Annotated in this window: 23 protein-coding genes, 1 rRNA gene and 1 other annotated feature; all 24 genes read right to left on the bottom strand. The window is 57.1% G+C overall.

Annotation, left to right across the window (positions count from 1 at the left end; all coding sequences use genetic code 11):
• Window positions 1-67: ribosomal RNA gene (locus tag QWJ34_RS10375) — 16S ribosomal RNA — on the bottom strand; the annotation flags it as partial.
• A gap of 595 nt (window positions 68-662) precedes the next feature.
• Entirely contained in the window at window positions 663-1550 is an 888-nt protein-coding gene (gene pheA / locus QWJ34_RS10380) for a prephenate dehydratase (protein ID WP_302727511.1), read from the bottom strand.
• Window positions 1547-2521, bottom strand: a complete 975-nt coding sequence (thrB, locus tag QWJ34_RS10385; RefSeq protein WP_483314259.1) for a homoserine kinase — start codon at window positions 2519-2521, stop codon at window positions 1547-1549. Before thrB ends, pheA begins: the two co-directional genes overlap by 4 nt.
• A 40-nt stretch (window positions 2522-2561) precedes the next feature.
• Complete coding sequence (locus QWJ34_RS10390) at window positions 2562-3854, bottom strand: homoserine dehydrogenase (protein ID WP_302727513.1); 1293 nt, start codon at window positions 3852-3854, stop codon at window positions 2562-2564.
• A 100-nt stretch (window positions 3855-3954) separates the two neighbouring features.
• Window positions 3955-4392 carry an ACT domain-containing protein gene (locus QWJ34_RS10395; RefSeq protein WP_302727514.1) on the bottom strand — a complete coding sequence of 146 codons (438 nt, stop codon included), beginning with the start codon at window positions 4390-4392 and terminating at the stop codon, window positions 3955-3957.
• A gap of 433 nt (window positions 4393-4825) precedes the next feature.
• Window positions 4826-6136 carry a GTPase ObgE gene (gene obgE, locus QWJ34_RS10400; protein ID WP_302727516.1) on the bottom strand — a complete coding sequence of 437 codons (1311 nt, stop codon included), beginning with the start codon at window positions 6134-6136 and terminating at the stop codon, window positions 4826-4828.
• A gap of 13 nt (window positions 6137-6149) precedes the next feature.
• The gene (locus tag QWJ34_RS10405) at window positions 6150-6800 is read right to left on the bottom strand and encodes a Spo0B domain-containing protein (protein ID WP_302727518.1); all 651 of its coding nucleotides are present in this window, start codon (window positions 6798-6800) and stop codon (window positions 6150-6152) included.
• A gap of 292 nt (window positions 6801-7092) precedes the next feature.
• Window positions 7093-7404, bottom strand: a complete 312-nt coding sequence (rpmA, locus tag QWJ34_RS10410; protein WP_018977229.1) for a 50S ribosomal protein L27 — start codon at window positions 7402-7404, stop codon at window positions 7093-7095.
• Window positions 7405-7426: 22 nt separating this feature from the next.
• Complete coding sequence (locus QWJ34_RS10415) at window positions 7427-7759, bottom strand: ribosomal-processing cysteine protease Prp (RefSeq protein ID WP_302727521.1); 333 nt, start codon at window positions 7757-7759, stop codon at window positions 7427-7429.
• Window positions 7760-7773: 14 nt separating this feature from the next.
• Window positions 7774-8085 (bottom strand): 50S ribosomal protein L21, encoded by a 312-nt coding sequence (gene rplU, locus QWJ34_RS10420; protein WP_302727522.1) that lies wholly within the window; start codon window positions 8083-8085, stop codon window positions 7774-7776.
• Window positions 8086-8098: 13 nt separating this feature from the next.
• Window positions 8099-8182, bottom strand: a sequence feature (ribosomal protein L21 leader region).
• A gap of 65 nt (window positions 8183-8247) precedes the next feature.
• Complete coding sequence (locus QWJ34_RS10425; protein ID WP_302727523.1) at window positions 8248-9486, bottom strand: Rne/Rng family ribonuclease; 1239 nt, start codon at window positions 9484-9486, stop codon at window positions 8248-8250.
• A 217-nt stretch (window positions 9487-9703) separates the two neighbouring features.
• On the bottom strand, window positions 9704-10501 hold the full coding sequence (gene minD, locus QWJ34_RS10430) for a septum site-determining protein MinD (RefSeq protein ID WP_302727525.1): 798 nt from the start codon (window positions 10499-10501) through the stop codon (window positions 9704-9706).
• Between the two features lie 3 nt (window positions 10502-10504).
• Window positions 10505-11191, bottom strand: a complete 687-nt coding sequence (gene minC / locus QWJ34_RS10435; RefSeq protein ID WP_302727527.1) for a septum site-determining protein MinC — start codon at window positions 11189-11191, stop codon at window positions 10505-10507.
• Window positions 11192-11321: 130 nt separating this feature from the next.
• Window positions 11322-11852: a rod shape-determining protein MreD gene (gene mreD, locus QWJ34_RS10440; protein WP_302727528.1), complete on the bottom strand. Its 531-nt coding sequence runs from the start codon at window positions 11850-11852 to the stop codon at window positions 11322-11324.
• Window positions 11849-12748, bottom strand: a complete 900-nt coding sequence (gene mreC / locus QWJ34_RS10445; RefSeq protein WP_302727530.1) for a rod shape-determining protein MreC — start codon at window positions 12746-12748, stop codon at window positions 11849-11851. The genes mreD and mreC overlap by 4 nt, the downstream gene beginning before the upstream one ends.
• Window positions 12749-12791: 43 nt before the next feature.
• Complete coding sequence (locus tag QWJ34_RS10450) at window positions 12792-13829, bottom strand: rod shape-determining protein (protein WP_302727532.1); 1038 nt, start codon at window positions 13827-13829, stop codon at window positions 12792-12794.
• 109 nt (window positions 13830-13938) lie between these two features.
• Window positions 13939-14610, bottom strand: a complete 672-nt coding sequence (gene radC, locus QWJ34_RS10455) for a RadC family protein (RefSeq protein ID WP_302728186.1) — start codon at window positions 14608-14610, stop codon at window positions 13939-13941.
• Window positions 14611-14903: 293 nt separating this feature from the next.
• A complete protein-coding gene (locus tag QWJ34_RS10460; RefSeq protein WP_302727534.1) occupies window positions 14904-15500 on the bottom strand; it encodes a Maf family protein in 597 nt (198 codons plus the stop codon).
• A 194-nt stretch (window positions 15501-15694) separates the two neighbouring features.
• Window positions 15695-16543, bottom strand: a complete 849-nt coding sequence (locus tag QWJ34_RS10465; RefSeq protein ID WP_302727535.1) for an ABC transporter ATP-binding protein — start codon at window positions 16541-16543, stop codon at window positions 15695-15697.
• A 63-nt stretch (window positions 16544-16606) separates the two neighbouring features.
• The gene (locus QWJ34_RS10470; protein ID WP_302727537.1) at window positions 16607-17695 is read right to left on the bottom strand and encodes a taurine ABC transporter substrate-binding protein; all 1089 of its coding nucleotides are present in this window, start codon (window positions 17693-17695) and stop codon (window positions 16607-16609) included.
• A 33-nt stretch (window positions 17696-17728) separates the two neighbouring features.
• Window positions 17729-18577, bottom strand: coding sequence for an ABC transporter permease (locus QWJ34_RS10475; RefSeq protein ID WP_302727538.1), 849 nt, complete (start codon window positions 18575-18577; stop codon window positions 17729-17731).
• A 27-nt stretch (window positions 18578-18604) separates the two neighbouring features.
• On the bottom strand, window positions 18605-18922 hold the full coding sequence (locus QWJ34_RS10480) for a DMT family transporter (protein WP_302727540.1): 318 nt from the start codon (window positions 18920-18922) through the stop codon (window positions 18605-18607).
• Window positions 18919-19302, bottom strand: coding sequence for a DMT family transporter (locus QWJ34_RS10485; protein WP_302727541.1), 384 nt, complete (start codon window positions 19300-19302; stop codon window positions 18919-18921). The genes QWJ34_RS10480 and QWJ34_RS10485 overlap by 4 nt, the downstream gene beginning before the upstream one ends.
• Window positions 19303-19323: 21 nt before the next feature.
• Window positions 19324-20232 carry a LysR family transcriptional regulator gene (locus QWJ34_RS10490; protein WP_302727543.1) on the bottom strand — a complete coding sequence of 303 codons (909 nt, stop codon included), beginning with the start codon at window positions 20230-20232 and terminating at the stop codon, window positions 19324-19326.
• Between the last annotated feature and the right edge of the window lie 41 nt (window positions 20233-20273).

A 20273-nucleotide genomic window follows, 5' to 3' on the forward strand; every position in this document is an offset into this window, starting at 1 on the left:
GCTCGACTTGCATGTATTAGGCATGCCGCCAGCGTTCGTCCTGAGCCAGGATCAAACTCTCCATTAAAGTTGCGATCCGAAAATCGCTTTAAAAGAAAGCACCGTGTGCTCGTTTAAAACGTGGCGATTCTCGATTGCTCAAGAATCTTTATTTCTCACGACGACCGAAGCCGCCATGACTCAACTTCACTATCCAGTTTTCAAAGAACAAACTTGGTTGAACTCCCTGACTTTCATCAATTCATTCTATCCCCGCCGCTCACTCATTCGATCGCAGCAGCAACTCTTATATATTAGCATGTTCGTTTTCGTTTTGCAAGCCTTTTTTCGAAATCTTTTTTCAGCTTCTTGCGAAGCCTCTTATTCGATCTCGTTATTCGCCTGCTCAACTCGACAAACCGCTCCGCCTCGCATTTGCTCGGCTAGATTTATAATATACCATCGTTTCTTTTCGATTTCAAGCATATTGCCAATATTTTTTACGCCATGCAACACTTCTTCCTTTGGGCATCTACTACCCTTCTCTTTGCTGCTTTTCTCCGTTCCGCTTATCTATTGATTTTCTTATAAATAAAAAGCAAAAAGGAACGCGGCGCGCTCCTCTGTGCCTTGCTGTGCGGTTCTTGTCTTTTTACAATCCACTGTTCGGTACGTCCCGCCTCCTACTTCACTTTCGTATGCGAATCCTCGTAAGCGAAGCAAGGGTAAGAACCCAGAATGCGCACCTGGCAGCCCAGGGCTTCGATCTCTTCTACCGCCGCCTGAAACAGAATCGAATCTCCCGGCACCATTACATCGATATAGAAGTAGTAGTTTCCCAGTTTCTTCTTCGTCGGACGCGACTCGATACGGGACAAGTTCAAGCGTCTCCAGGCAAAAGCGGACAGCACCTGGTGCAGAGCGCCCGTGTAGTCTTCCGGCAAAATGACCTGGATGCTCGTTTTTTCGTGATCGACTTTGCCGGGAAGCTCGATGGGATCGGCGCCGATCAGTACAAAACGGGTATAGTTGTTGTCGTGGTCGGTCACGCCTTCCGCCAGAATATCCAATCCGTGCCGCTCCGCGCCCAGACGGGTCGAGAAAGCGGCCCAGCGCAGACCGGGATTGGCCGCGACCGTACCGGCGCCTTCCACGGTGCTGTTGGCGTTCTCCAATTCGGCCTGTGGCAGATTCGCGGCGATAAACGCCCGGCACTGCGCGATTGCGACCGGATGGGACAGTACCTTCACGACTTTTGAAAAATCCAGTTCCCCGTGTTCGCCGACAAACTCTTCTCGCCGTCCGACCAGGTTCTGAATCGAAGGATACACCCACTCGGCGCGCATCGGCACATCGATTTCGTTGACCAACCAATCCATATGCAGGCTGACCGAGCCCTCTATCGTATTTTCGATCGGGATTACGGCATAGTCCGCCGTTCCGTTGACCACGGCCAGGAACACATCCGAAATCACTTTATAATGAATCAGCCCGGCAGGCCGGTCTCCCAACACGTAACGAACCGCTTCGTGCGAGACGGACCCTGCGGACAGCAGCGCTATTCGTTTCATGACGAGATTTCTCCTTTGATCCGCTCCGACAAAAGTTCGGGCTCCGCATTCGTTTCGCCGACGGCTCCGTCCAGATCGGGTTCCAGCCAGAGCGTGCGCGCTTCAATGCCGTTCTCACGCATGACGTCCTGCATAAAGCTTTCCAGTTCCGCGTGTCTGCCCCCTTCGCGGTCGACCAGAGCGAGCAGCGTCGGTCCGGCTCCGCTCAAAGCGGCTCCGAGCGCGCCGCGCTCCGGCGCTTCCGCCAGGATGCGTTCCATCCCCGGCACCAGCGCCGCCCGGTAAGGCTGATGCAAACGATCCTGCATCGCCGAAGACAGCAGATCCAATCGGCCGGATACCAGCGCCGCTGTCAGCAGGGACGATCGGCTGATATTGTAAACGGCGTCCTGGAGGCTGAGCTGCTGCGGCAGCACCGCGCGCGCTTTCGACGTTTCCAGTTCGAAGTCCGGGATCAGCGCCAGCACCTGTAAGTTTTTCGGCGGTTCAATCCGGATGTAATCCGCATGATTGCCGTCCCAGGCCGCCGCGACAATACCGCCGAACAGCGACGCTCCGACATTGTCGGGATGCTTTTCCAGCCCGGTTGCCAGATCGAACAAACGGTCGTTGGACAGCGGATAGCCGATCAGCGCGTTGGCCGCGACCAGCCCGGCGATAATCGCCGAAGCGCTGCTGCCCAGTCCGCGCGTCAGCGGAATATCGGAACGCATGCCGATTTCAAGCTCCGGTACTTCCACGCCCGCCGTTTCAAATACCAGCTGCGCGACTTTATAAATCAGATTGCGTTTATCGGCGGGAATTTCTTCGAACCCGTCTCCTTCAAAATGCACGATCGTCCGCTCGGAGCGGCGCATCTCGATCCAGATATAAAGGGACAGCGACATGCCGAGCGTATCGAACCCGGGTCCCAGGTTGGCCGTGCTGGCCGGTACCCGTACGCGCACCGTCCCGGCATTTTCGTTCATCATGTTTCTGCTCCTTCCGACTGCTTCTAAAGTTTGCGGGCTTTTATCCCTCCACCCGGTACACGCTCTTGATCCGGCGGACGACTTCCAGCTCCTCGAATCGCTTCAAGACCTGGTCGATACTTTCTTTGCTGGCCCGGTGCGTCACGATAATAATTTCCGCGTCCGGATTCAGCTCGTTCGGCTGCTGGACAACGGATGCGAGACTCACATCGAATTCGGCAAAAATCTGCGTAATCCGAGCCAGTACGCCCGCTTTGTCGTCAACATGCAGCAGAATGAAGTTTTTGCACAGGATTTCGGCGTCGCTTTTCAGTTTTTTCGGTTTGTGCGGCACGATCTGCTTCAAGCCGTTGACGCCCAGACGCAGATTTTTGATCACCGCGATCAGATCGGCCACCACCGACGTCGCCGTCGGCATCTCGCCCGCTCCCGCGCCGTAAAACATCGTTTCGCCCACCGCTTCGCCGTATACGTATACCGCGTTGAACACACCGTTGACCGATGCGATCGGATGCGAAGCGCGAACCATCGTCGGCTGCACGCTGATCGAGATCGCATCGTCTTCGCGTTCCGCGATTCCCAGCAGCTTCACTTCGTAACCCAGATTTTTGGCATACGCGATATCCGCCTGGCTGACGCCCGAAATGCCTTTGACGTTCACATCGGCCAGCTCGACGTTCGTGCGGAATCCCAGCGTGCCCAGGATCGTCATTTTGCGAGCGGCGTCCAGCCCTTCCACATCGGAAGTCGGATCGGATTCGGCGTAACCCAGCTCCTGCGCCTCCTTGAGCACATCGTCGTAGGAAACGCCTTCCTTGCTCATTTTGGTCAGCATATAGTTGGTCGTCCCGTTGACGATGCCCACGATCTTCGTGATACGGTCCGACGAAAACCCTTCGATCAGCGTACGGATAATCGGAATGCCGCCGGCGACGCTCGCTTCGTAAAAGACGTCGCACTGCATCTCCTGCGCTTTGGCCAGAATCTCCGTTCCGTACAGCGCCATCAGGTCTTTATTGGCCGTCACGATATGTTTGCCCTGGGCCAGCGCTTCCAGCACGTATGTACGAGTCTGCTCCACGCCGCCCATCACTTCCACGATAACGTCGATCTCGGGATCGCGAATCACTTCCCACGGATCGTCGGTCAATTTGGACGGGTCGATCGGGATATTGCGCGACTTCTCCCGGTCCTTGACGGAGATCTTCTCAATCACGATCGGCGAACCCACCTGCCCGCTCAAGTCTTCCTGATGGCCCTCGACGATGCGTACTACGCCCGTTCCCACCGTACCGAGTCCGAGCAGTCCTACCTTTACCGGCTTGTTACTCACGTACAATTTCCTCCCCGTCATTTCGCAGTTCGCAAGCGAAGCGCACGCCGCGCCTTGCTCCCTGCCTGTTCCGATTAAAAATTTCCGCCCTTCGCCTTCGTCAACCCTGCCCGATCACGACGACCCTGCTGACTCCCGTCAGTTCTTCCAGCGCTGCCGTCATTTGTCCGAGGTCTTCGTGCAGGCGGGACGTTTCTACCGATAATACCACATTTGCGCTTCCCTGGAGCGGAATGCTCTGATTGATCGTCAGAACGTTCCCTCCGCTCTCCGCGATCAGTCCCAGCACTTTGGACAGAATCCCCGCCTTGTGCTCCAGCAGCAGCGAGAGCGTCACCAGTCTCTCCCGGTCGAGCTGGTTCACCTGATGAATCCCGTCTTTGTACTTGTAAAAAGCGCTCCGGCTGATCCCTGCGATGTTAACCGCTTCGTTTACCGTCTTCGCCTGCCCGCCCGCCAAAAGCTCTTTGACATGCAGCGTCTTCAGAATCGCTTCCGGCAAAATATCTTCTCTCGCCAAATAATAACGTTCTTTCACAAAAGTCCTCCCCTTAAAGACTGCTGTTTTCATATAGCGGACATTATATCGAAGAAACCGACCCAGCGTCAACCCTTTAACGCAAAAAAGTTACATGGCATGGTACTTCTCTTGTATCACTAATCGCAATCCGGCTACAAAAAAAGCGGAAGAGCGTTGTTTTCTTTAAGAAAACAACGCTCTTCCGCAAGCCTATCCATCGCACAGCGGACAGTTAGTCCGCGCCTGCGATACTGGTTGTATCTTTACTGCTTCTTTTGACAAAAAGAAGCAGCCTTAATCCTCCGAGCCGGAAAACAGGCGAGGGGCTATTCCCCCTCCCGGCGAGCGGTTTGCGATTGGAGCGACCTTTGGCTTTCCTTCTACTGCCGGACTCTATTAAAGTCCGCAGAGGAAAACAACCGGAGCGACAAGCGCAAACCGCGAGCCCCGCTTAATAATAACTGCTTCCCTCCACAAACTCGAACTCGAAGTCCGCGATCCGTACGATCGTGCCGTCCTTCGCGCCCCGCTTGCGCAGCTCCTCATCAACGCCCATATGGCGCAGCGTGCGCGCCAGTTTGAGAATCGCATCGTGGGAAGTGAGCTGCATGCGCTTCATCATGCGCTCGATCTTCACGCTTTCCACGACGAATATCTCGTTCTCGCGGCGAACCGTAAAGCCTTCGTCTTCGACTTCCTCGACGCGGTAGACTTTGCGTTCCGCCGCATCGGCCGTTTCCTGGATCGCCGGAGCTTCCGGAATCGAGTCCAGTACGTCCGCCGCGCGGTACATCAGTTCCTGTACGCCTTGGCGGGTCAGCGAAGAGATCGGCAGAATCTCGATTTCCGCATTGACTTCCGCTACTTTTTCGCGGAAAATGCGCAGATTTTCTTCGGAGTCCGGCATATCCATCTTGTTCGCCGCGACGATCTGCGGACGATTCTCCAGTTCCGCGTTATACAGTTTGATCTCTTCGTTGATCTTGATCCAGTCCTCGAACGGATCGCGGCCTTCGGAGCCGGACATATCCACCACATGGATGATGACCCGCGTCCGCTCGACGTGACGCAGGAACTCGTGTCCCAGACCCACGCCTTCGTGCGCGCCTTCGATCAGTCCCGGCAGGTCGGCCATGACGAAGCTGCGGCCTTCACCGACGCCCACCACGCCGAGGTTCGGCGTGATGGTCGTGAAGTGATACGCGCCGATCTTCGGCGTCGCGCCGGAAACGACGGACAGCAGCGTCGACTTGCCCACGCTCGGGAAGCCGACCAGACCCACGTCTGCCATGACTTTCAACTCGAGCACGATATAGCGCTCCTGGCCTTCTTCGCCGTTCTCCGCAAGCTCGGGCGCCGGATTGTTCGGCGTGGCGAAGCGGATATTGCCGCGTCCGCCGCGTCCGCCGCGCGCGATGACGAGCTGCTGCCCCTGACGGGTCATATCCGCCAACACTTCCTGCGTATCGTCGTCGATAATCAGCGTGCCGGGCGGAATGCGTACGACCATGCTTTCGGCGTTCGCGCCGTGCTGGCTTTTGTTGCGGCCTTTTTCGCCGCGCTGCGCTTTAAAATGGCGCTGGTAACGGAAGTCCATCAGCGTGCGCAGGCCTTCGTCGACGCGGAAAATAACGTCGCCGCCTTTGCCGCCGTCCCCGCCGGCCGGACCGCCGTTCGGTACATACTTCTCCCGGCGGAAAGAAACGATACCGTCCCCGCCGTCTCCGCCTTTTACATAAATCTTCGCTTTATCTACAAACATGGATTCACCTCTTTTAAGTTTGAAGCGGCAGCTTCCAGCGGATCAACGTCCCGCTTGCTTCCGCCTCCGCCAGCAGCGAACACGGCTCCAGCGCTTCTTCGAACGCGCGGTGCAGCACCGGTACGGCCAACGGATCGTTTTCCGGTTCGATGAACAAAGTCGCTTCCCCGCTCTCTTCGCCGAACACGATCCGCAGCGCCGGCTTCGCGGCTTTGGCCGCAAGCCCCGAGTAACGATAAGCCGCGACTCCCGCCCTTACGGCGCGAATCAGGCATTCTTCTTCCTCGCTTGTCAGGCTGCCCGCAAAGTGAAGTTCCTGCTCCGCCTTGACATGCAGTTCGACTTCCCGGTTCTCCGCTTTGACCGTCATCAAATAGAAAACGAATTCGGGAAGACCCAGCTTTGCAAGACGGCTCTCCGCATGCATATCGCCGCTGACGCGGTTTACGATTTCATGGATCTTCTCGTTTCGACCCATTTTCGAATAGCTGAAGACCAGTTGGAGTTCGTTCATCCAATCGTGCCGCTGATGACTGAGGACTTCGAGAAAAAATTTCTGCATGGACTGTCTCAGCGCGCCAAGCTCCCTCTTTCTGGAATTTCTCCTCTCCCGCGACATCAGCAGGAAAACGCCGGCCAGCCATGCGGTCAGCAAAGCGAACATGAACGTTCTCGGAAAAATCCAGGTTAAAATCAGAGGAACTGCGACAGACAGCGGCAGCATCACAGACAGGTCTCTCCACCTTCTCATCGGCTCTCACCGCTCCTAATCGTAATAAAAATTCAAAAGGCTCACTAAATTTGAGTATAACCAGAAATCGGTAAAAATCCAAGCGCGACGGGTATTTTTACCGTAAATCCGGCCGTGAACCGCTGTTTTGCTTGCATTTGCGGCCCGGCAACAAAAAAAGACCTTCGGTACGAGTACCGAAGGCTTCTTGATTACCCGTTAGGCCTTAGGCCTCTACGGAAGCTGCTACGTCAGCAACTTGCACCGGGTAGACGCTGACTTTTTTGCGGTCGCGGCCGAGACGTTCGAATTTTACAACGCCGTCGATCAGAGCAAACAAAGTGTCGTCTTTGCCAATACCTACGTTCGTTCCCGGGTGAATCTTCGTTCCGCGCTGACGGAAGATGATTCCGCCGCCGCGTACGGCTTGACCGTCCGCACGTTTAGCGCCGAGGCGCTTCGAGTGGCTGTCACGTCCGTTTTTCGTCGAACCTACACCCTTTTTGGAAGCGAATAACTGGAGATCCAATTTCAACATAGTGGTCTACCTCCTTCTTTGCTTATTTTTTAACCTCATCGAGGCGAATATATTCACGATAAGAAGTCTCGATCGTATTCAGCATGACCACCATCGATTCAAGAATCAACTCGGCTTTGGTCTTGAGTTCGTCCGATTCTATCGGCGGAAGACTTCCGCTGAGAAAACCGTCCTTCATCCGCGTCTTCATCACCGTTCCCGCGAGCACTTCGACCGAATTCACCGTTCCGACCGTAATGGCCGAGATGGCGGAACAGACGATATCCTCGCCGCGATCAGCGTAACCCGCATGACCCTTGACTTTAAACCCCGTGATCTTGCCGTCCGGCGATCTTAATATCTGGACGATAACCAAGTTATCACCTTCAATTATGCTTGAATTTTGCCGATCGTTACTTTAGTGTACGGTTGGCGATGGCCTTGTTTCTTGTGGTAGTTCTTTTTAGGTTTGTATTTGTATACAACAACCTTTTGGCCTTTACCGTGTTTTTCAATGGTCGCCGTTACGGTTGCTCCGGATACCAATGGAGCGCCGATTGTCAGTCCGTTTTCTTGGGAAACGGCCAGGACACGGTCGAACGTTACGCTTTCGCCGTCTGCGGCTTCCAGCTTCTCGATGAACAGAACGTCGCCCTCTTGGACTTTGTACTGTTTACCGCCTGTTTCGATAATTGCGTACATCTTCTTGCACCTCCTCATGTCTCAGACTCGCCTGGTTCGGGTGGAACGCCTGCAAAGGGAGTTCGCTTAGACCCGGCCTGTGCGGTTGCAGCATGTGCAAGACGGATAAACCGGCACACATACCAGAACATTCTATCATGTATCGACGAGCGAGTCAACAGATTAACGAATCATAATTTGGCCGCTTCCGCCGCAGGTGCCGCATATCCGATAAAATAGCCCGGCTCCGCTTTCGCGAACCTTTTTGCGCGTCAGTTCGAGCAGTCCCAGCTTGGTCCAACCCACCACATGCGACTGGGTACGGTCTTTATGCAGTCTTTCTTCGAGCCGGTTCAGCACCCTTGAACGATTTCCGTCTTCCTGCATATCGATAAAATCGATAATGACGATCCCGCCCACGTCCCGCAAACGCAGCAGCCGCGCGATCTCGCCGGCCGCTTCGAGGTTGGTATCGGTCACGGTCGTTTCCAGACTGCCGTCGGCCCCCGTAAATTTGCCCGTGTTGATATCGACAACGGTCAGCGCTTCGGTCTGGTCCCAGACGAGATAACCGCCTCCCGGCAGCCAGATCTTGCGTCCGAAATCCCGGTGCAGCTGGCGCTCGACCGGATACGCTTCGAACACGGGCGTTTGTTCCCGGTGCAGCAGCACGCGCGGCAACACGCCCGGTAAAGTCCGTTCTAGATAAGATAAAGCGCGTTCCTGCTGCCCGGGATCGTCGACTACCAGCTGATCCGTTTCCGGATCGAACACATCCCGAATCAAGCGCTGGGTCAGGTCCAGATCCCGGTAAAGCTCGACAGACGCTTCGGCGGCTTCGGCTTTTGACCGGATTTCTTCCCAGCGTTCACGCATTCTCCGCATTTCTTCGCCGATCGTCTCCTCGTGCTCGCCGCCCGCCACCGTACGCAAAATAATTCCTTCGCCGGGACGCCGAACATGTTCGCCGAGCAGCTTCAGCCGCGTGCGCTCCGACTCCGGCTCGATCTTTTTCGATACGGCCACATAATCGGCTTCCGGCATATACACCAGCCTGCGGCCCGGCAGCGAATAGTGCATCGTGACCCGCGCGCCTTTGCCGCCCAGCGGTTCTTTCATAATTTGGACGAGCAGCTGCTGCCCTTTGCGGGCGATCTGCTCGATCGAAGGTTTGGCTTTGGGCTGCTTTTCCAGATGGGCCGGCAGCATGTCGTCGATATATAGAAACGCGTTCTTTTTCAATCCGATATCCACAAACGCGGCCTGCATCCCCGGCAGCACGTTAACGATCCGTCCTTTGTAAAAACTGCCGGCCATCCCGTACTCGCGGGTGCGTTCCGCCGCAAATTCAATCAATTTTCCTTCTTCCAGCAAAGCCGTCTGTGTCCATTCCGCTTCGCTGTGCACCACCAGTTGTTTCATGGGTCACCTCTTATGCCCTGCAATTTTCGGCGTTCGCCTGCCGCGCGCAAACCGCGGCACGCGCCTATTCCACTAGACGCAGCCCGTCCGTCAAAAGTTTCGCGGCCGCGGCTTTCGTCATTAAAAAAAGCAGACCTTCCGCCGGACGGCGAAAAAGTCTGCTTGCTGCTTCTTGTATCGTATTGCGGCGCAGAGCGCGATGTGCTTTCCGCCGCCTTTATCTGCCCCGTCCGAAAATTTTCTTGAACAAATTGAAGCGTCCTTTTTTCTCGTCCAGCTGCATCAGCGGAACGGTATCCCCCTGGATGCGGCGGGCGATATTGCGGTACGCAATCGACGCTTTGGAATCCGGGTTCATCACGGTAGGCTCGCCGGTGTTGGCCGCTCTGATGACCATCTCGTCGTCCGGCACGATGCCCAGCAGATCGATATTGAGCACCTGGAGCACTTCGTCCACGTCCAGCATCTCTCCGGCTTTGACCATATTCGGCCGAATCCGGTTGACAACGAGCTTGGGCGATCCGATATGCGAGCTTTCCAACAGGCCGATAACCCGGTCCGCGTCGCGCACGGCGGCGTTCTCCGGCGTCGTGACGACAATTGCATGGTCGGCGCCCGCGATCGCGTTCTTGAACCCCTGCTCGATGCCCGCCGGGCAGTCGATCAGCACGTATTGAAACTCGCCTTTCAGTTCGACGATGATATCGCGAACCTGTTCGGGCGACACGGCGTTCTTGTCTTTGGTCTGCGCGGCCGGCAGCATATACAGCTCCTCAAACCGTTTATCTTTGACAAGCGCCTGATGCAGCCGGCAGCGTCCGTCGGCCACGTCGCAAATATCGTAAATAATGCGGTTCTCCAGGCCCATCACGACGTCCAGGTTGCGCAGGCCGATATCCGTATCGACCAGACAGACCTTTTTGCCGAGCAGCGCAAGCGCCGTCCCGATATTGGCCGTGGTCGTCGTTTTGCCGACGCCGCCTTTTCCCGAAGTGACGACTATAGCCTCTCCCATACTCTACACTCCTTTGAACACATTCAGATCCCGGCGCAGCCGGGCGATATTCGCCATCTTGTCGATCTGCATCTGTCCGTCTTTGAGGTAAGCGAACTCCATCTGCGTCTCGTGCGGATGCTCGCTTGCCGCATCTTCGCTGTCCGGAGGACGGCTGATCACTTCCGCGATCCGCAGCTGCGTCGGCGCGAAATGCGATGCGCCGATCACGGCCTGTTCGCCGCCTTCGGAACCCGCATGAGCCATTCCGCGCAGCGCTCCGAGAATATAAATATCCCCCGTGCACACGATTGTGCCGCCGGGGTTGACGTCTCCCAGAAACAGGAGGTTGCCGTCGTGCCGGAGCACCTGCCCGGAACGGACCATGCCGCTCATCGTAAACATCGGCATCCGAAGCACCGCGTTCTCGCGGACTTCTTCCGCCTTCGCTCCTTCGATCGAACGCACCAGCAGGTTGCGCCTGCTGCGCAGCACGTCCAGGATCTGCAGCTTCTGCTCGTCGGACAGCTCGCGTTTGCCGAAGCGCACGTCGATCGCCACAAGCGGGCCGCTCAGGATCGCCTGGTGGCTGTGTTCAATCATCTCTTTCAGCGCGTCCAGCAGTTCCGCGAAGTCGCACTGCTCGTCCAGGCGGAAAACGAGTCCGTCCTTGATTCCTTTGATTGTCACCGGATTGCGCTTGATGGACATCTCCCCCGCTCCCCCTTCACCTTAGAACATCTTTTCGAGACGAAGGCTCCGTTCTCCTGCCCGGGAATTCATAAAACTTCGTGAACGCCCCGTCCGCGGGTGTTTCTGCAGGACGGTCCGCTCCTTCGGCTTATTCTTTGTCCGCCTTCTTCGAACGAAGCGGCATCTTGTCGAACTGCCGGCGAATCGGCACGTAAACGATCAGCGCGAATATAAGGCGGAACAGCAGATCGGGCACGATATACTGCACCAGCGCCCAGTCGTACGTTTGTTCATTGAAGTTGAATACCCGGTAGATTCCGTACAGCATGCTGTCCATAATCAGGCTGCCCAGCATCACGACCGACAGCATCACCGGCAGAGGCGCCTTTGGCAGTTGGAAAATCAAACCGAGCAGATAAGCCGTAAATCCCATCGTAAACGAATAAGGTCCGAGCATCGCGCCGTAATACACCACGTCGTGCAGCATCCCGAATACGAGCCCCAGCACCATCGCGGCATAGCGATGGCGATAGACGGCTACAAACAAAATGCAGATAAAGACCAGATTCGGCATCAAATGCGGAATCCAGGCGTGCGGCAGAAACCACGGCAGCACGCTGCCTTCGAACAGGAACAGAACGAACAGCAGCAGGACGAGGAACTGTTTGCGCCACGTCATGGCGTATCGGCTCCTTCTGCAGGTTCTGGCCCCGGAATCACGACGAAGAGTTCTTTCCATTCCACGAAATTAGCAGTCGGATAGATTTTGGCGGTCTTCGTCAAACCAAACTCGCTTGATTCAACGGCTCTGACCTCTCCAAGCACAATGCCGGCCGGGAACACTCCGCCGCTGCCCGAAGATACAATTTTGTCGCCTTCTTTAACCACATTGTTCGGATCGTCGTTTTTAATTCCGGTCATAAGAAGACGGTTATCCTTCTTATCGTAGCTTTCGACAATACCGAACGTTCCAGGCTTTCCGTCTGCGGTTACTGCAATTGCATAGCTATCGGGCGAAGTCAGACTGAGCGAAGTAATCAATTGAACGGTCGCTGTATAGTCCGTCGTTGTGCTGATAATACCGACCATACCTTTGATACTGGTAACCGCCATGCCAACTTCCACGCCGTCTTTTGCACCCACATCAATATTGACAGTTGGATTGTTGACGTCTTCGCTTACGGAAACAACCTGAGCGAAACGGTAATGTTTAGAAACTTTATCCGTCTGATTCTTCGTGAAGTGAAGCGAATCCCGAAGAACATCGATATCATCTTGCAGGCCATGGTACTCAACTAAATCGCGTTCGAGTCGAGACACTTCAATTCTGAGTTTGTCATTCTCCGCGTAAACGCCTTTCAAATCCGCAATATCCTCAAAAAAACCCGACACTGCGGTTGCCGGTTTATTCACTACCCGCTGCGTAAACCCGACCGTGTCCTTCACGAACTTCTCCGGCCAGGTCAGGCCGATCCGGTCGCCGAGCGTTACGCCCATCAGGGCGACGAAGAGGACGAGCACGATCAGCAGGATGAACAGCTTTCGATTTCCCAGTACTCTAAACAGTTTGACCACCCTCTAACATCGCTGAATTCTTCGTAAGCCTCATGACGAACGATCAGCCGCGCTTGGAGCGGCCCGAACCGTTGCCGCGCGCTTTGAACAGGTGGATATTGTCGAGCGCGCGGCCTGTGCCGATCGCGACGCAGTCCAGCGGGTTCTCGGCTACGATGACCGGCATGCCGGTTTCGCCCGCGAGCAGTTTGTCCAGGTTGCGCAGCAGAGCGCCCCCGCCCGTCAGCACGATGCCGCGGTCCATAATGTCGGCCGCAAGCTCCGGCGGGCACTTCTCCAGCGTCACTTTGACCGCTTCGACGATCGAAGCGACGGTGTCGGCCAGCGCTTCGGAGATTTCCTGCGACGTCACGGTAAGGGTCTTCGGCAGCCCGCTGACCAGGTCGCGGCCGCGGATTTCGATCGATTCCGGCGTTTCGAGCTGGATCGCCGAACCGATTTCCATTTTCAACATTTCCGACGTGCGCTCGCCGATCATCAGGTTGTACTGGCGCTTCACGTACTGGATGATCGACTCGTCCATCTCGTCGCCGGCTACGCGCACCGAACGCGCGGTTACGATCCCGCCCAGCGAGATAACCGCGACTTCGGTCGTGCCGCCGCCGATATCGACGACCATGCTGCCCGTCGGTTCCCATACCGGCAGATCCGCGCCGATCGCGGCCGCAAACGGTTCTTCGATCGTATAAGCTTCGCGCGCTCCGGCCTGCTTGGTCGCGTCTTCGACGGCGCGCTGCTCGACGGCCGTGATGCCCGACGGCACGCAAACCATCACGTTCGGATGACGCTGGAACATGGAGCGTTTCTTCTGCGCCTGGTTAATGAAATATTTGATCATCGTCGCCGTCGTATCGAAGTCGGCGATAACGCCGTCCTTCATCGGACGGATCGCGCGGATATTGCCCGGCGTTCTGCCGATCATTTTCTTGGCGTCCTCGCCGACCGCTTCGATCGTTTTCGTATCGGTGCGCAGCGCCACCACGGAAGGCTCCCGTACCACGATTCCCTTGCCCCTTACATAAACCAGCGTGTTTGCCGTTCCCAAGTCGATTCCCAGATCCTTATTGAAGCCACCCATCATTCTCTTAAACTCCCTTTCTCGTTCGAATTCGTATATTTTCTTGGACTCGTCGTCCGATTAAAAGCGTGCATGCTTAAATAAAGGCTCGTCCTGCGCCGAACGTCCGGGCTTACATCAAGCCCCGTTCTTTGAGGCTGACAAAGCTTCCGTCTCCCACGACGATATGATCGAGCACGTCGATTCCTACGATGCGTCCGGCCTCGACCAGCCGTTTGGTGATGGCGATGTCTTCCGGACTCGGTGCCGGATCGCCGCTCGGATGGTTATGGGCGCATACGATCGAAGCGCTGCTGAGTTTGATCGCGGCGCGAAACACTTCGCGCGGATGCACAATCGAAGCGTTCAAGCTTCCGATCGACAGTGTTTCCTGCGCGATTACATGATTTTTCGTATTTAGAAACAGGCACACGAAATGTTCTTTTTGAAGGTAACGGAGCTGCTCGCTCAGCAGTTCCGCCGCGTCCTGCGGACTGCGGATCACGATCGGCTCTCCCAGTCGGGAAGCCGACATTCGCCGGCCCAACTCGATCGCCGCTTTCAGTTGAATCGCTTTTGCCGGGCCCACGCCCTTGATTTCGATCAGTTCTTCGACGCCCATATCGACGAGTCTGCGCAGGCCGCCGGCCTGTCCGACGATTCGCTGTGCAACCGCGATCGCCGATTCCCGTCTGGTTCCGGTGCGCAGCAGGATGGCCAGCAGTTCCGCCTGGCTCAGCGCTTCCGCTCCGTACTGCATCATGCGTTCCCTCGGCCGTTCCGCTTGAGGAAGATCCCGCAGCATCATATTCGTCGTTTCCGTTTGCAATCTTCGTCCCTCCGTAATGGAAAGCCGCTTCAGTGTTCAACGTTTGTATTCGATCATGGCAGGATCGGGACATGCACTTGTTCAACGCAAAAACGGCAGCACCGATTTGCCCCTTTTAAACAATACCAGCTTAAAGCGGCTTGTCAACCTGAACCGTTCGCCGCGCTCGGCGGCAGCCGGTCACGCGCAGTGCCGGCCCCTATGTAACACCCGCCCATTATACCATGACTGCGGCGCGCAATCGAGTCGGATGCACGCGCCGCCGAAAATCAAGCCAGCGCGCGGATTCCGAACTGTTCGAGCATGCCATGCAGCAGGTTCAGCGGAAGGCCCATGATGGCATGGTAGTCGCCTTCGATCCGCTCGATAAACACCGCTCCCAGCCCCTGCACGGCGTAAGATCCGGCTTTGTCCATCGGCTCGCCGCTCGCGATATAAGCTTCGATCTCCGTTTCGCGAATCTCGCGCATGGTCACCCGGGACCGGCTGAAATCCGAAAAGATTCTGCCGTCCGGAATGCCGATGCAGGCCACGCCCGTGTAAACGTCGTGCGTCCGGCCCGACAGACTTCGCAGCATCTCCGCCGCCTGCCGGCCGTCTTCCGGCTTGCCCAGCACGGTTCCGTCCAGCACGACGATCGTGTCGCTGCCGATCACAACCGCTCCGCTTGCGTCCGCCGCGGCGGCAACAGCTTCCGCTTTGCGCCGCGCCAGCTCCGTCACGATCCGCTCCGGCGTCCACTCCTCCGGCGTGCTCTCGTCGGCATCGCTTACTCTCACCTCGAAAGGCAAGCCGAGCAGCGCCAGAAGCTCCCGCCTGCGGGGCGAACCCGAAGCCAGAAGCAGTAAACGTTTCTGTTCATTCATGCTGTCTTTCCTCCTCAAAAAGGCACCGGCCGGCTTAACGCCGCGCCGCTGCCCGCCAAAATAGCACTTCACTATTATAAAGGAACGTTCTTTGCGGCTCAAGTTCATCCGTGTTGCCGTTCCCAAGCCCGTCGATGCGAAAACGCAAACAGCGGGACCCCCTTGCCGGGAGTCCCGCTGTTTGTCCGCCGCTTTCAGCCGGCGTGATGTCCGATTCGTCCGATCAGCCAGCGCCGCAGCTCCGCATATTCCCGGCCGGACCGAATCTCTTCGAACGAGCCGGAACCCGCCAGCGGATTGGACAGATCTTCTACAATACGGCCCGGTCCCGGGTGCATCACGATCAAACGAGTGGCAAGCAGAAGCGCTTCGTCCACATCGTGCGTAATAAAAAACAAACATTTGCCGGTCTGGCACCAGATCTCCCGCAGATGGGACTGCATGTTTTCCCGCGTCAGCGCATCCAGCGCACTGAACGGCTCGTCCAGCAGCACGATCTCCGGCTCCGCCGCCAGCGTGCGCGCAATCGCCGCGCGCTGCTTCATCCCGCCGGAAAGCTGATGCGGCAGCCGACGGCCGGAAGAAGTCAGGCCCATCATATCGAGAAAATAGGCGACCCGGGCCTGCCGTTCTTGTTTCGGCCGATTCTTCATGCGCAGCCCGAACTCGATATTGCGGGCCAGAGACAGCCAGGGAAACAGATTGGGCTGCTGGAACACGACGCCAACTTCGGAATCGGGAGCCGTATGGGGTCTGCCGTTGATCGTCACGCTGCCGCCGCTCGGCCGGATATAACCGGCGATCACATTCAGCAGCGAGGTCTTGCCGCAGCCGGAAGGACCCAGCACCGCGACGAACTCGCCGGGCGCAATCTCCAGATCGATCCGGTGCAGCGCTTCTTCTTCGGCTTTTCCGTTCCAGTAGGACAAGCCGATCTCGCGCAGCCGGATTCCGCGCTCCGAAGCGGCCGAAGCCTCCGGCCCGCTTTCGCCGCCGCGCTCAATCTTTTTATTGGCGGACTTTTCGTGTCCGATACTTTCCATACTTTTCCTCCTTTCCGGCGGCTACCTCCAGCGACTTCCCCGTTTCAGCCGGGCACCGCCCGATCAGTCGGCATACAGGTCGCTGCGCAGCGCTTTTTGATACACGGATAAATCCGGCGAAGACGTAATCGATTTCTGTTCCAGCAGAAAGTCGCCGGTGTCTTTCAACAGCTGGCCGAAAGCGCCGGGCTGTTCGGGCGTTCCCATATACTCGGCTTCCGTCTGCTGCGAAGCGTCCAGCACGATGATCTCGTTCATCGCCTGAAGCGAAGCTTCCGGCGTCAGGCCCAGTTCCTGCGACAGCGCTTCGGCCGCTTCCTGTGGATGATCGCGGTAATACTTGACCGCTTCGTCCAGCACGGCGATATAGCCTTTGACCGCATCGGGATATTTGGCGATAAAGTCGTTGTGCACTACACCGAACTCGCCGGTAATACCGCCTTTGGCCGCAACGTCGGCGGAACTGACGATGACTTTGCCGCCGTCTTCGACCAGCTTCGACTGGCTGGGCTGCCAGGTGTAAGCCCCGTCGATATCTCCGCGCTGCCAGGCGGCCACGATATCGGGAGCCTGCATATCGAGAATAGTCAGCGTGCCCGGATCGATGCCTTCCTGCTTCAATGCGGACAGCAGGCTGAAATGCGAAGTCGAACCGAATGTCGTGGCGATCTTATGGCCTTTTAGATCCTGCAGCGATTGAATACCCGAATCTTCTTTGACGACCAATGCTTCGCTTTTGCCGATAACGTCGTGGATGTAATACACCTGATCGGGCAGTCCTTGAGCGATGCCGGAAGCGCCCGGCGGCGTTCCGAGCAGGCCGAAGTCGATACTGCCGCTGGCGATCGCCACGTTCACATCGCGCCCGGAATCGAATTTAAGCCAGGAGATCTTCGTATCCGGGTATTTCTTTTCCAGCAGTCCGAGCGCTTTGGCCAGCAGTTCGCCGTTCGGCGAAACCTGGTAGCCGATCCGGATTTCTTTCGGCAGTTCGCCGGACGGCTGCGAAGCTTCGGCCGTCTTGGCGGACGAACCCGCCGGCGCCGCGGCGTTCGTTCCGTTCGACGCACCGCCGCAGGCCGTCAAAGCCAGCACAAGCAGCAGCGAAGCCGCCGCACCAAACGACCGATCAAACAAAGTGTTGATTCTCATTCCCGGTTTGTCCCTTCTACAGTGAAATGCGTGCTAGTGTTCGATCCAGGGCGAGACGCGCCGGATCAGCATGCGGATAATCAGGTCGATAGCGACCGCAATCAGCGCCATCACGATAATGCCGAGATACATAATGTCGCTTCGCAGAAACTTGCTGGCGTCGAGCACCATCCAGCCGACCCCCGATACGGCCGCGACCATTTCGGCGGCGACCAGCGTTGCGTAACTGACTCCCACCGCCGTTCTCAGTCCGGTCAACAGCTCGGGCAGAATCGAAGGAAAGATAACGAATACATACAGCTTCCAGCCTTTCGCTCCCAGCGATTTGGCTCCGTTGATCCGGTCGGCGCTTAAGCGCTGAACGCTGAACACGGCCGTGATAAACAGCGGAGCGAACGCGCCCAGGAACAGCAGCAGTACTTTGGATACGTCGGTGATGCCGAACCAGAGGATCAACAGCGTATAGTAAGCCAGCGGGGGCAGCGGCCGGTAGAATTCGACGAACGGATCGAACACCGCTCTCAGCCAGCGAAATCTGCCGCACAGGATGCCCAGCGGCACCGCGGTGACGAACGCAAGTCCCAGCGCGAGAAACAGTCTTCTCATGCTGGTTCCGATATGACTGAGTAGACTTTCTCCTTTGTATCCTTCCCGCACGATATCCGTAAAAGCCGCCCAGACGGCGGCCGGAGACGGCAGAAACAGTGGATTGACCCACTGCCTGGCGCTGACCAGCCACCAGAGCAGGAACACGGCCAGAACGACGCCCGCCGAGATGCTCCGGTACAGCCATTCGCCGGTCCCGGAGCGGCGCCGTGCGGCGCGCACCGCGACCTTCCCGGCGCTTTCGCGCGCCGATCCTGCCGCATGATCCTGATTCATTGCGATAATCTCCTCCCGGGCGTAAGGCTACCCTCCATATTTCAATCCCAGAATGCCGGTAACGATCATGGCCGCAAACAGCAGCCGCGGCAGCGTCGCCGGTTCTTTGTACAGCGCGATGCCCCAGACGATCGCTCCGCAGCAGCCGATTCCGGTCCAGACGGCGTAAGCCGTGCCGACCGGAATATCGATCAGCGAACGAGACAGGCCGTAGAAGCTCAGCACAAGCGCCGCGACGGCCGCGGCCCCGAAGCCAACGCGGCGGAACCCGCGCGAAGCTTTGAGCAGCGGAACGCTGGCGACTTCGGCGCCGCCGGCCAGCAGCAGCCAGAGCCAGGCGTTCATGCTTTCTCCCGGCTGCCGTGTCGGCGCTCGCTCAAGCCCAGCCCCGCCATGCCCAGAAGCAGCAGCCCCAGATACGGCAGAGAAGACGGCTCCGCGCGCTCGCCGAGAACCAGTATTCCCATCACCGCCGTTCCGGCCGTTCCGATGCCAGTAAACAGCGTATAAGCCGGACCGACCGGAAGCCGGGCGATCGCTTTGATATACAGCGTATAACTTGCCGCGATACATACTGCGGCCAGCAGAGTCGGACCCGGTGAAGTAAAACCGTTCGTGCGCTTCAGCAGCAGCGCCCACACGACGTCCAGCGCGCCGCCGGCGATCACCAGGTTCCAGGCGCTGCCCGGCCAACCGATTCTGCGCTTTTGCGCTTTTCGAGTCATAAATATTCTCCTTCGCCGGTTCTATCCGGCAAATTCGTTCATGGTGCAGAAAGACCGGATCGTGTCCATCATTTCTTTTTCGATCCGTGAGAGATGATGCCGCTTGCTCCAGGCCATCACAATGGAAATATCGAGCCGGACGTCCGAAATATCCAGCGGAACCATATCGGGACGGCTGCGAAAATAGTCCTGCATAAAACGCGGGACGAAAGCCGCTCCCTGGTTCAGCGAAATGACTTTCTCGAACATCGGAATACTGTCCAAACGGTAAGCGACTTTCAGTTCGCCGTGACGCTTGAGCAGCGAGGACACCTCGCAGTCGGTGACGAACTCCGTATTGTACAGTACAAGCGGCTGTTCGATCGCTTCGGCCAGCGTGGCGGACTTACGCGCCGCAAGTTCCGAATCGCGGCCGACAAGCAGCATCAGCCGGTCTTTGAACAGCTCGCGAATGCTCAGGTCTTTGTCTTCGGACAGCGGCCCCGTTTTCATCAGCACGCCGAAATCGGCTTTGCCCGCCGCGATATCGCGCAGATTGTTGCCGGATTCCCCTACCTTCATCAGCACATCCACTCCAGGGTGCCGATGCTTGAACTGGGTCAGCGTGCTGACCATGATCGTATTGCTCAGAAAAGGCTCGACCGCTAGATGAAGACTGCCGGTCGGTGTCTGCGCGCTCTGCCGGGTCAGCGCCCGGATGTCTTCCAGCAAATCGAGCACGTCCATCGCTTTGCCGATTACCGCTTCTCCGACTTCCGTCGGCTGGACTCCCTGGCTGCTGCGCTTGAACAGCGGAGCGCCGAGTTCCGTTTCCAGCTTCGAAACAGAAGAACTGAGCGCGGGCTGAGAAATAAAGTTGCGCTCCGCCGCCAGCGAGATCGAACCCGTACGGGCGATAGCCACAATATGATAGAGCTGTTCCAGGCGCATATTCCCACCCTTTTCTCCTATGATCTCGGATTATACAATAA

The organism is Saccharibacillus sp. CPCC 101409 (assembly GCF_030518235.1).
GTDB lineage: Bacteria > Bacillota > Bacilli > Paenibacillales > Paenibacillaceae > Saccharibacillus.

What these genes read in the sequence shown, in the direction of transcription:
- QWJ34_RS10485 (WP_302727541.1), bottom strand. Translation starts at nt 19,302, where the DNA reads ATGACTCGAAAAGCGCAAAAGCGCAGAATCGGTTGGCCGGGCAGCGCC.
- radC (WP_302728186.1), bottom strand. Translation starts at nt 14,610, where the DNA reads ATGCTGCGGGATCTTCCTCAAGCGGAACGGCCGAGGGAACGCATGATG.
- QWJ34_RS10480 (WP_302727540.1), bottom strand. Translation starts at nt 18,922, where the DNA reads ATGAACGCCTGGCTCTGGCTGCTGCTGGCCGGCGGCGCCGAAGTCGCC.
- QWJ34_RS10475 (WP_302727538.1), bottom strand. Translation starts at nt 18,577, where the DNA reads ATGAATCAGGATCATGCGGCAGGATCGGCGCGCGAAAGCGCCGGGAAG.
- QWJ34_RS10490 (WP_302727543.1), bottom strand. Translation starts at nt 20,232, where the DNA reads ATGCGCCTGGAACAGCTCTATCATATTGTGGCTATCGCCCGTACGGGT.
- obgE (WP_302727516.1), bottom strand. Translation starts at nt 6,136, where the DNA reads ATGTTTGTAGATAAAGCGAAGATTTATGTAAAAGGCGGAGACGGCGGG.
- rplU (WP_302727522.1), bottom strand. Translation starts at nt 8,085, where the DNA reads ATGTACGCAATTATCGAAACAGGCGGTAAACAGTACAAAGTCCAAGAG.
- QWJ34_RS10405 (WP_302727518.1), bottom strand. Translation starts at nt 6,800, where the DNA reads ATGTTCGCTTTGCTGACCGCATGGCTGGCCGGCGTTTTCCTGCTGATG.
- thrB (WP_483314259.1), bottom strand. Translation starts at nt 2,521, where the DNA reads ATGATGAACGAAAATGCCGGGACGGTGCGCGTACGGGTACCGGCCAGC.
- mreD (WP_302727528.1), bottom strand. Translation starts at nt 11,852, where the DNA reads ATGACGTGGCGCAAACAGTTCCTCGTCCTGCTGCTGTTCGTTCTGTTC.
- pheA (WP_302727511.1), bottom strand. Translation starts at nt 1,550, where the DNA reads ATGAAACGAATAGCGCTGCTGTCCGCAGGGTCCGTCTCGCACGAAGCG.
- QWJ34_RS10470 (WP_302727537.1), bottom strand. Translation starts at nt 17,695, where the DNA reads ATGAGAATCAACACTTTGTTTGATCGGTCGTTTGGTGCGGCGGCTTCG.
- QWJ34_RS10465 (WP_302727535.1), bottom strand. Translation starts at nt 16,543, where the DNA reads ATGGAAAGTATCGGACACGAAAAGTCCGCCAATAAAAAGATTGAGCGC.
- QWJ34_RS10450 (WP_302727532.1), bottom strand. Translation starts at nt 13,829, where the DNA reads ATGATGGGTGGCTTCAATAAGGATCTGGGAATCGACTTGGGAACGGCA.
- minD (WP_302727525.1), bottom strand. Translation starts at nt 10,501, where the DNA reads ATGGGAGAGGCTATAGTCGTCACTTCGGGAAAAGGCGGCGTCGGCAAA.
- QWJ34_RS10425 (WP_302727523.1), bottom strand. Translation starts at nt 9,486, where the DNA reads ATGAAACAACTGGTGGTGCACAGCGAAGCGGAATGGACACAGACGGCT.
- minC (WP_302727527.1), bottom strand. Translation starts at nt 11,191, where the DNA reads ATGTCCATCAAGCGCAATCCGGTGACAATCAAAGGAATCAAGGACGGA.
- QWJ34_RS10460 (WP_302727534.1), bottom strand. Translation starts at nt 15,500, where the DNA reads ATGAATGAACAGAAACGTTTACTGCTTCTGGCTTCGGGTTCGCCCCGC.
- rpmA (WP_018977229.1), bottom strand. Translation starts at nt 7,404, where the DNA reads ATGTTGAAATTGGATCTCCAGTTATTCGCTTCCAAAAAGGGTGTAGGT.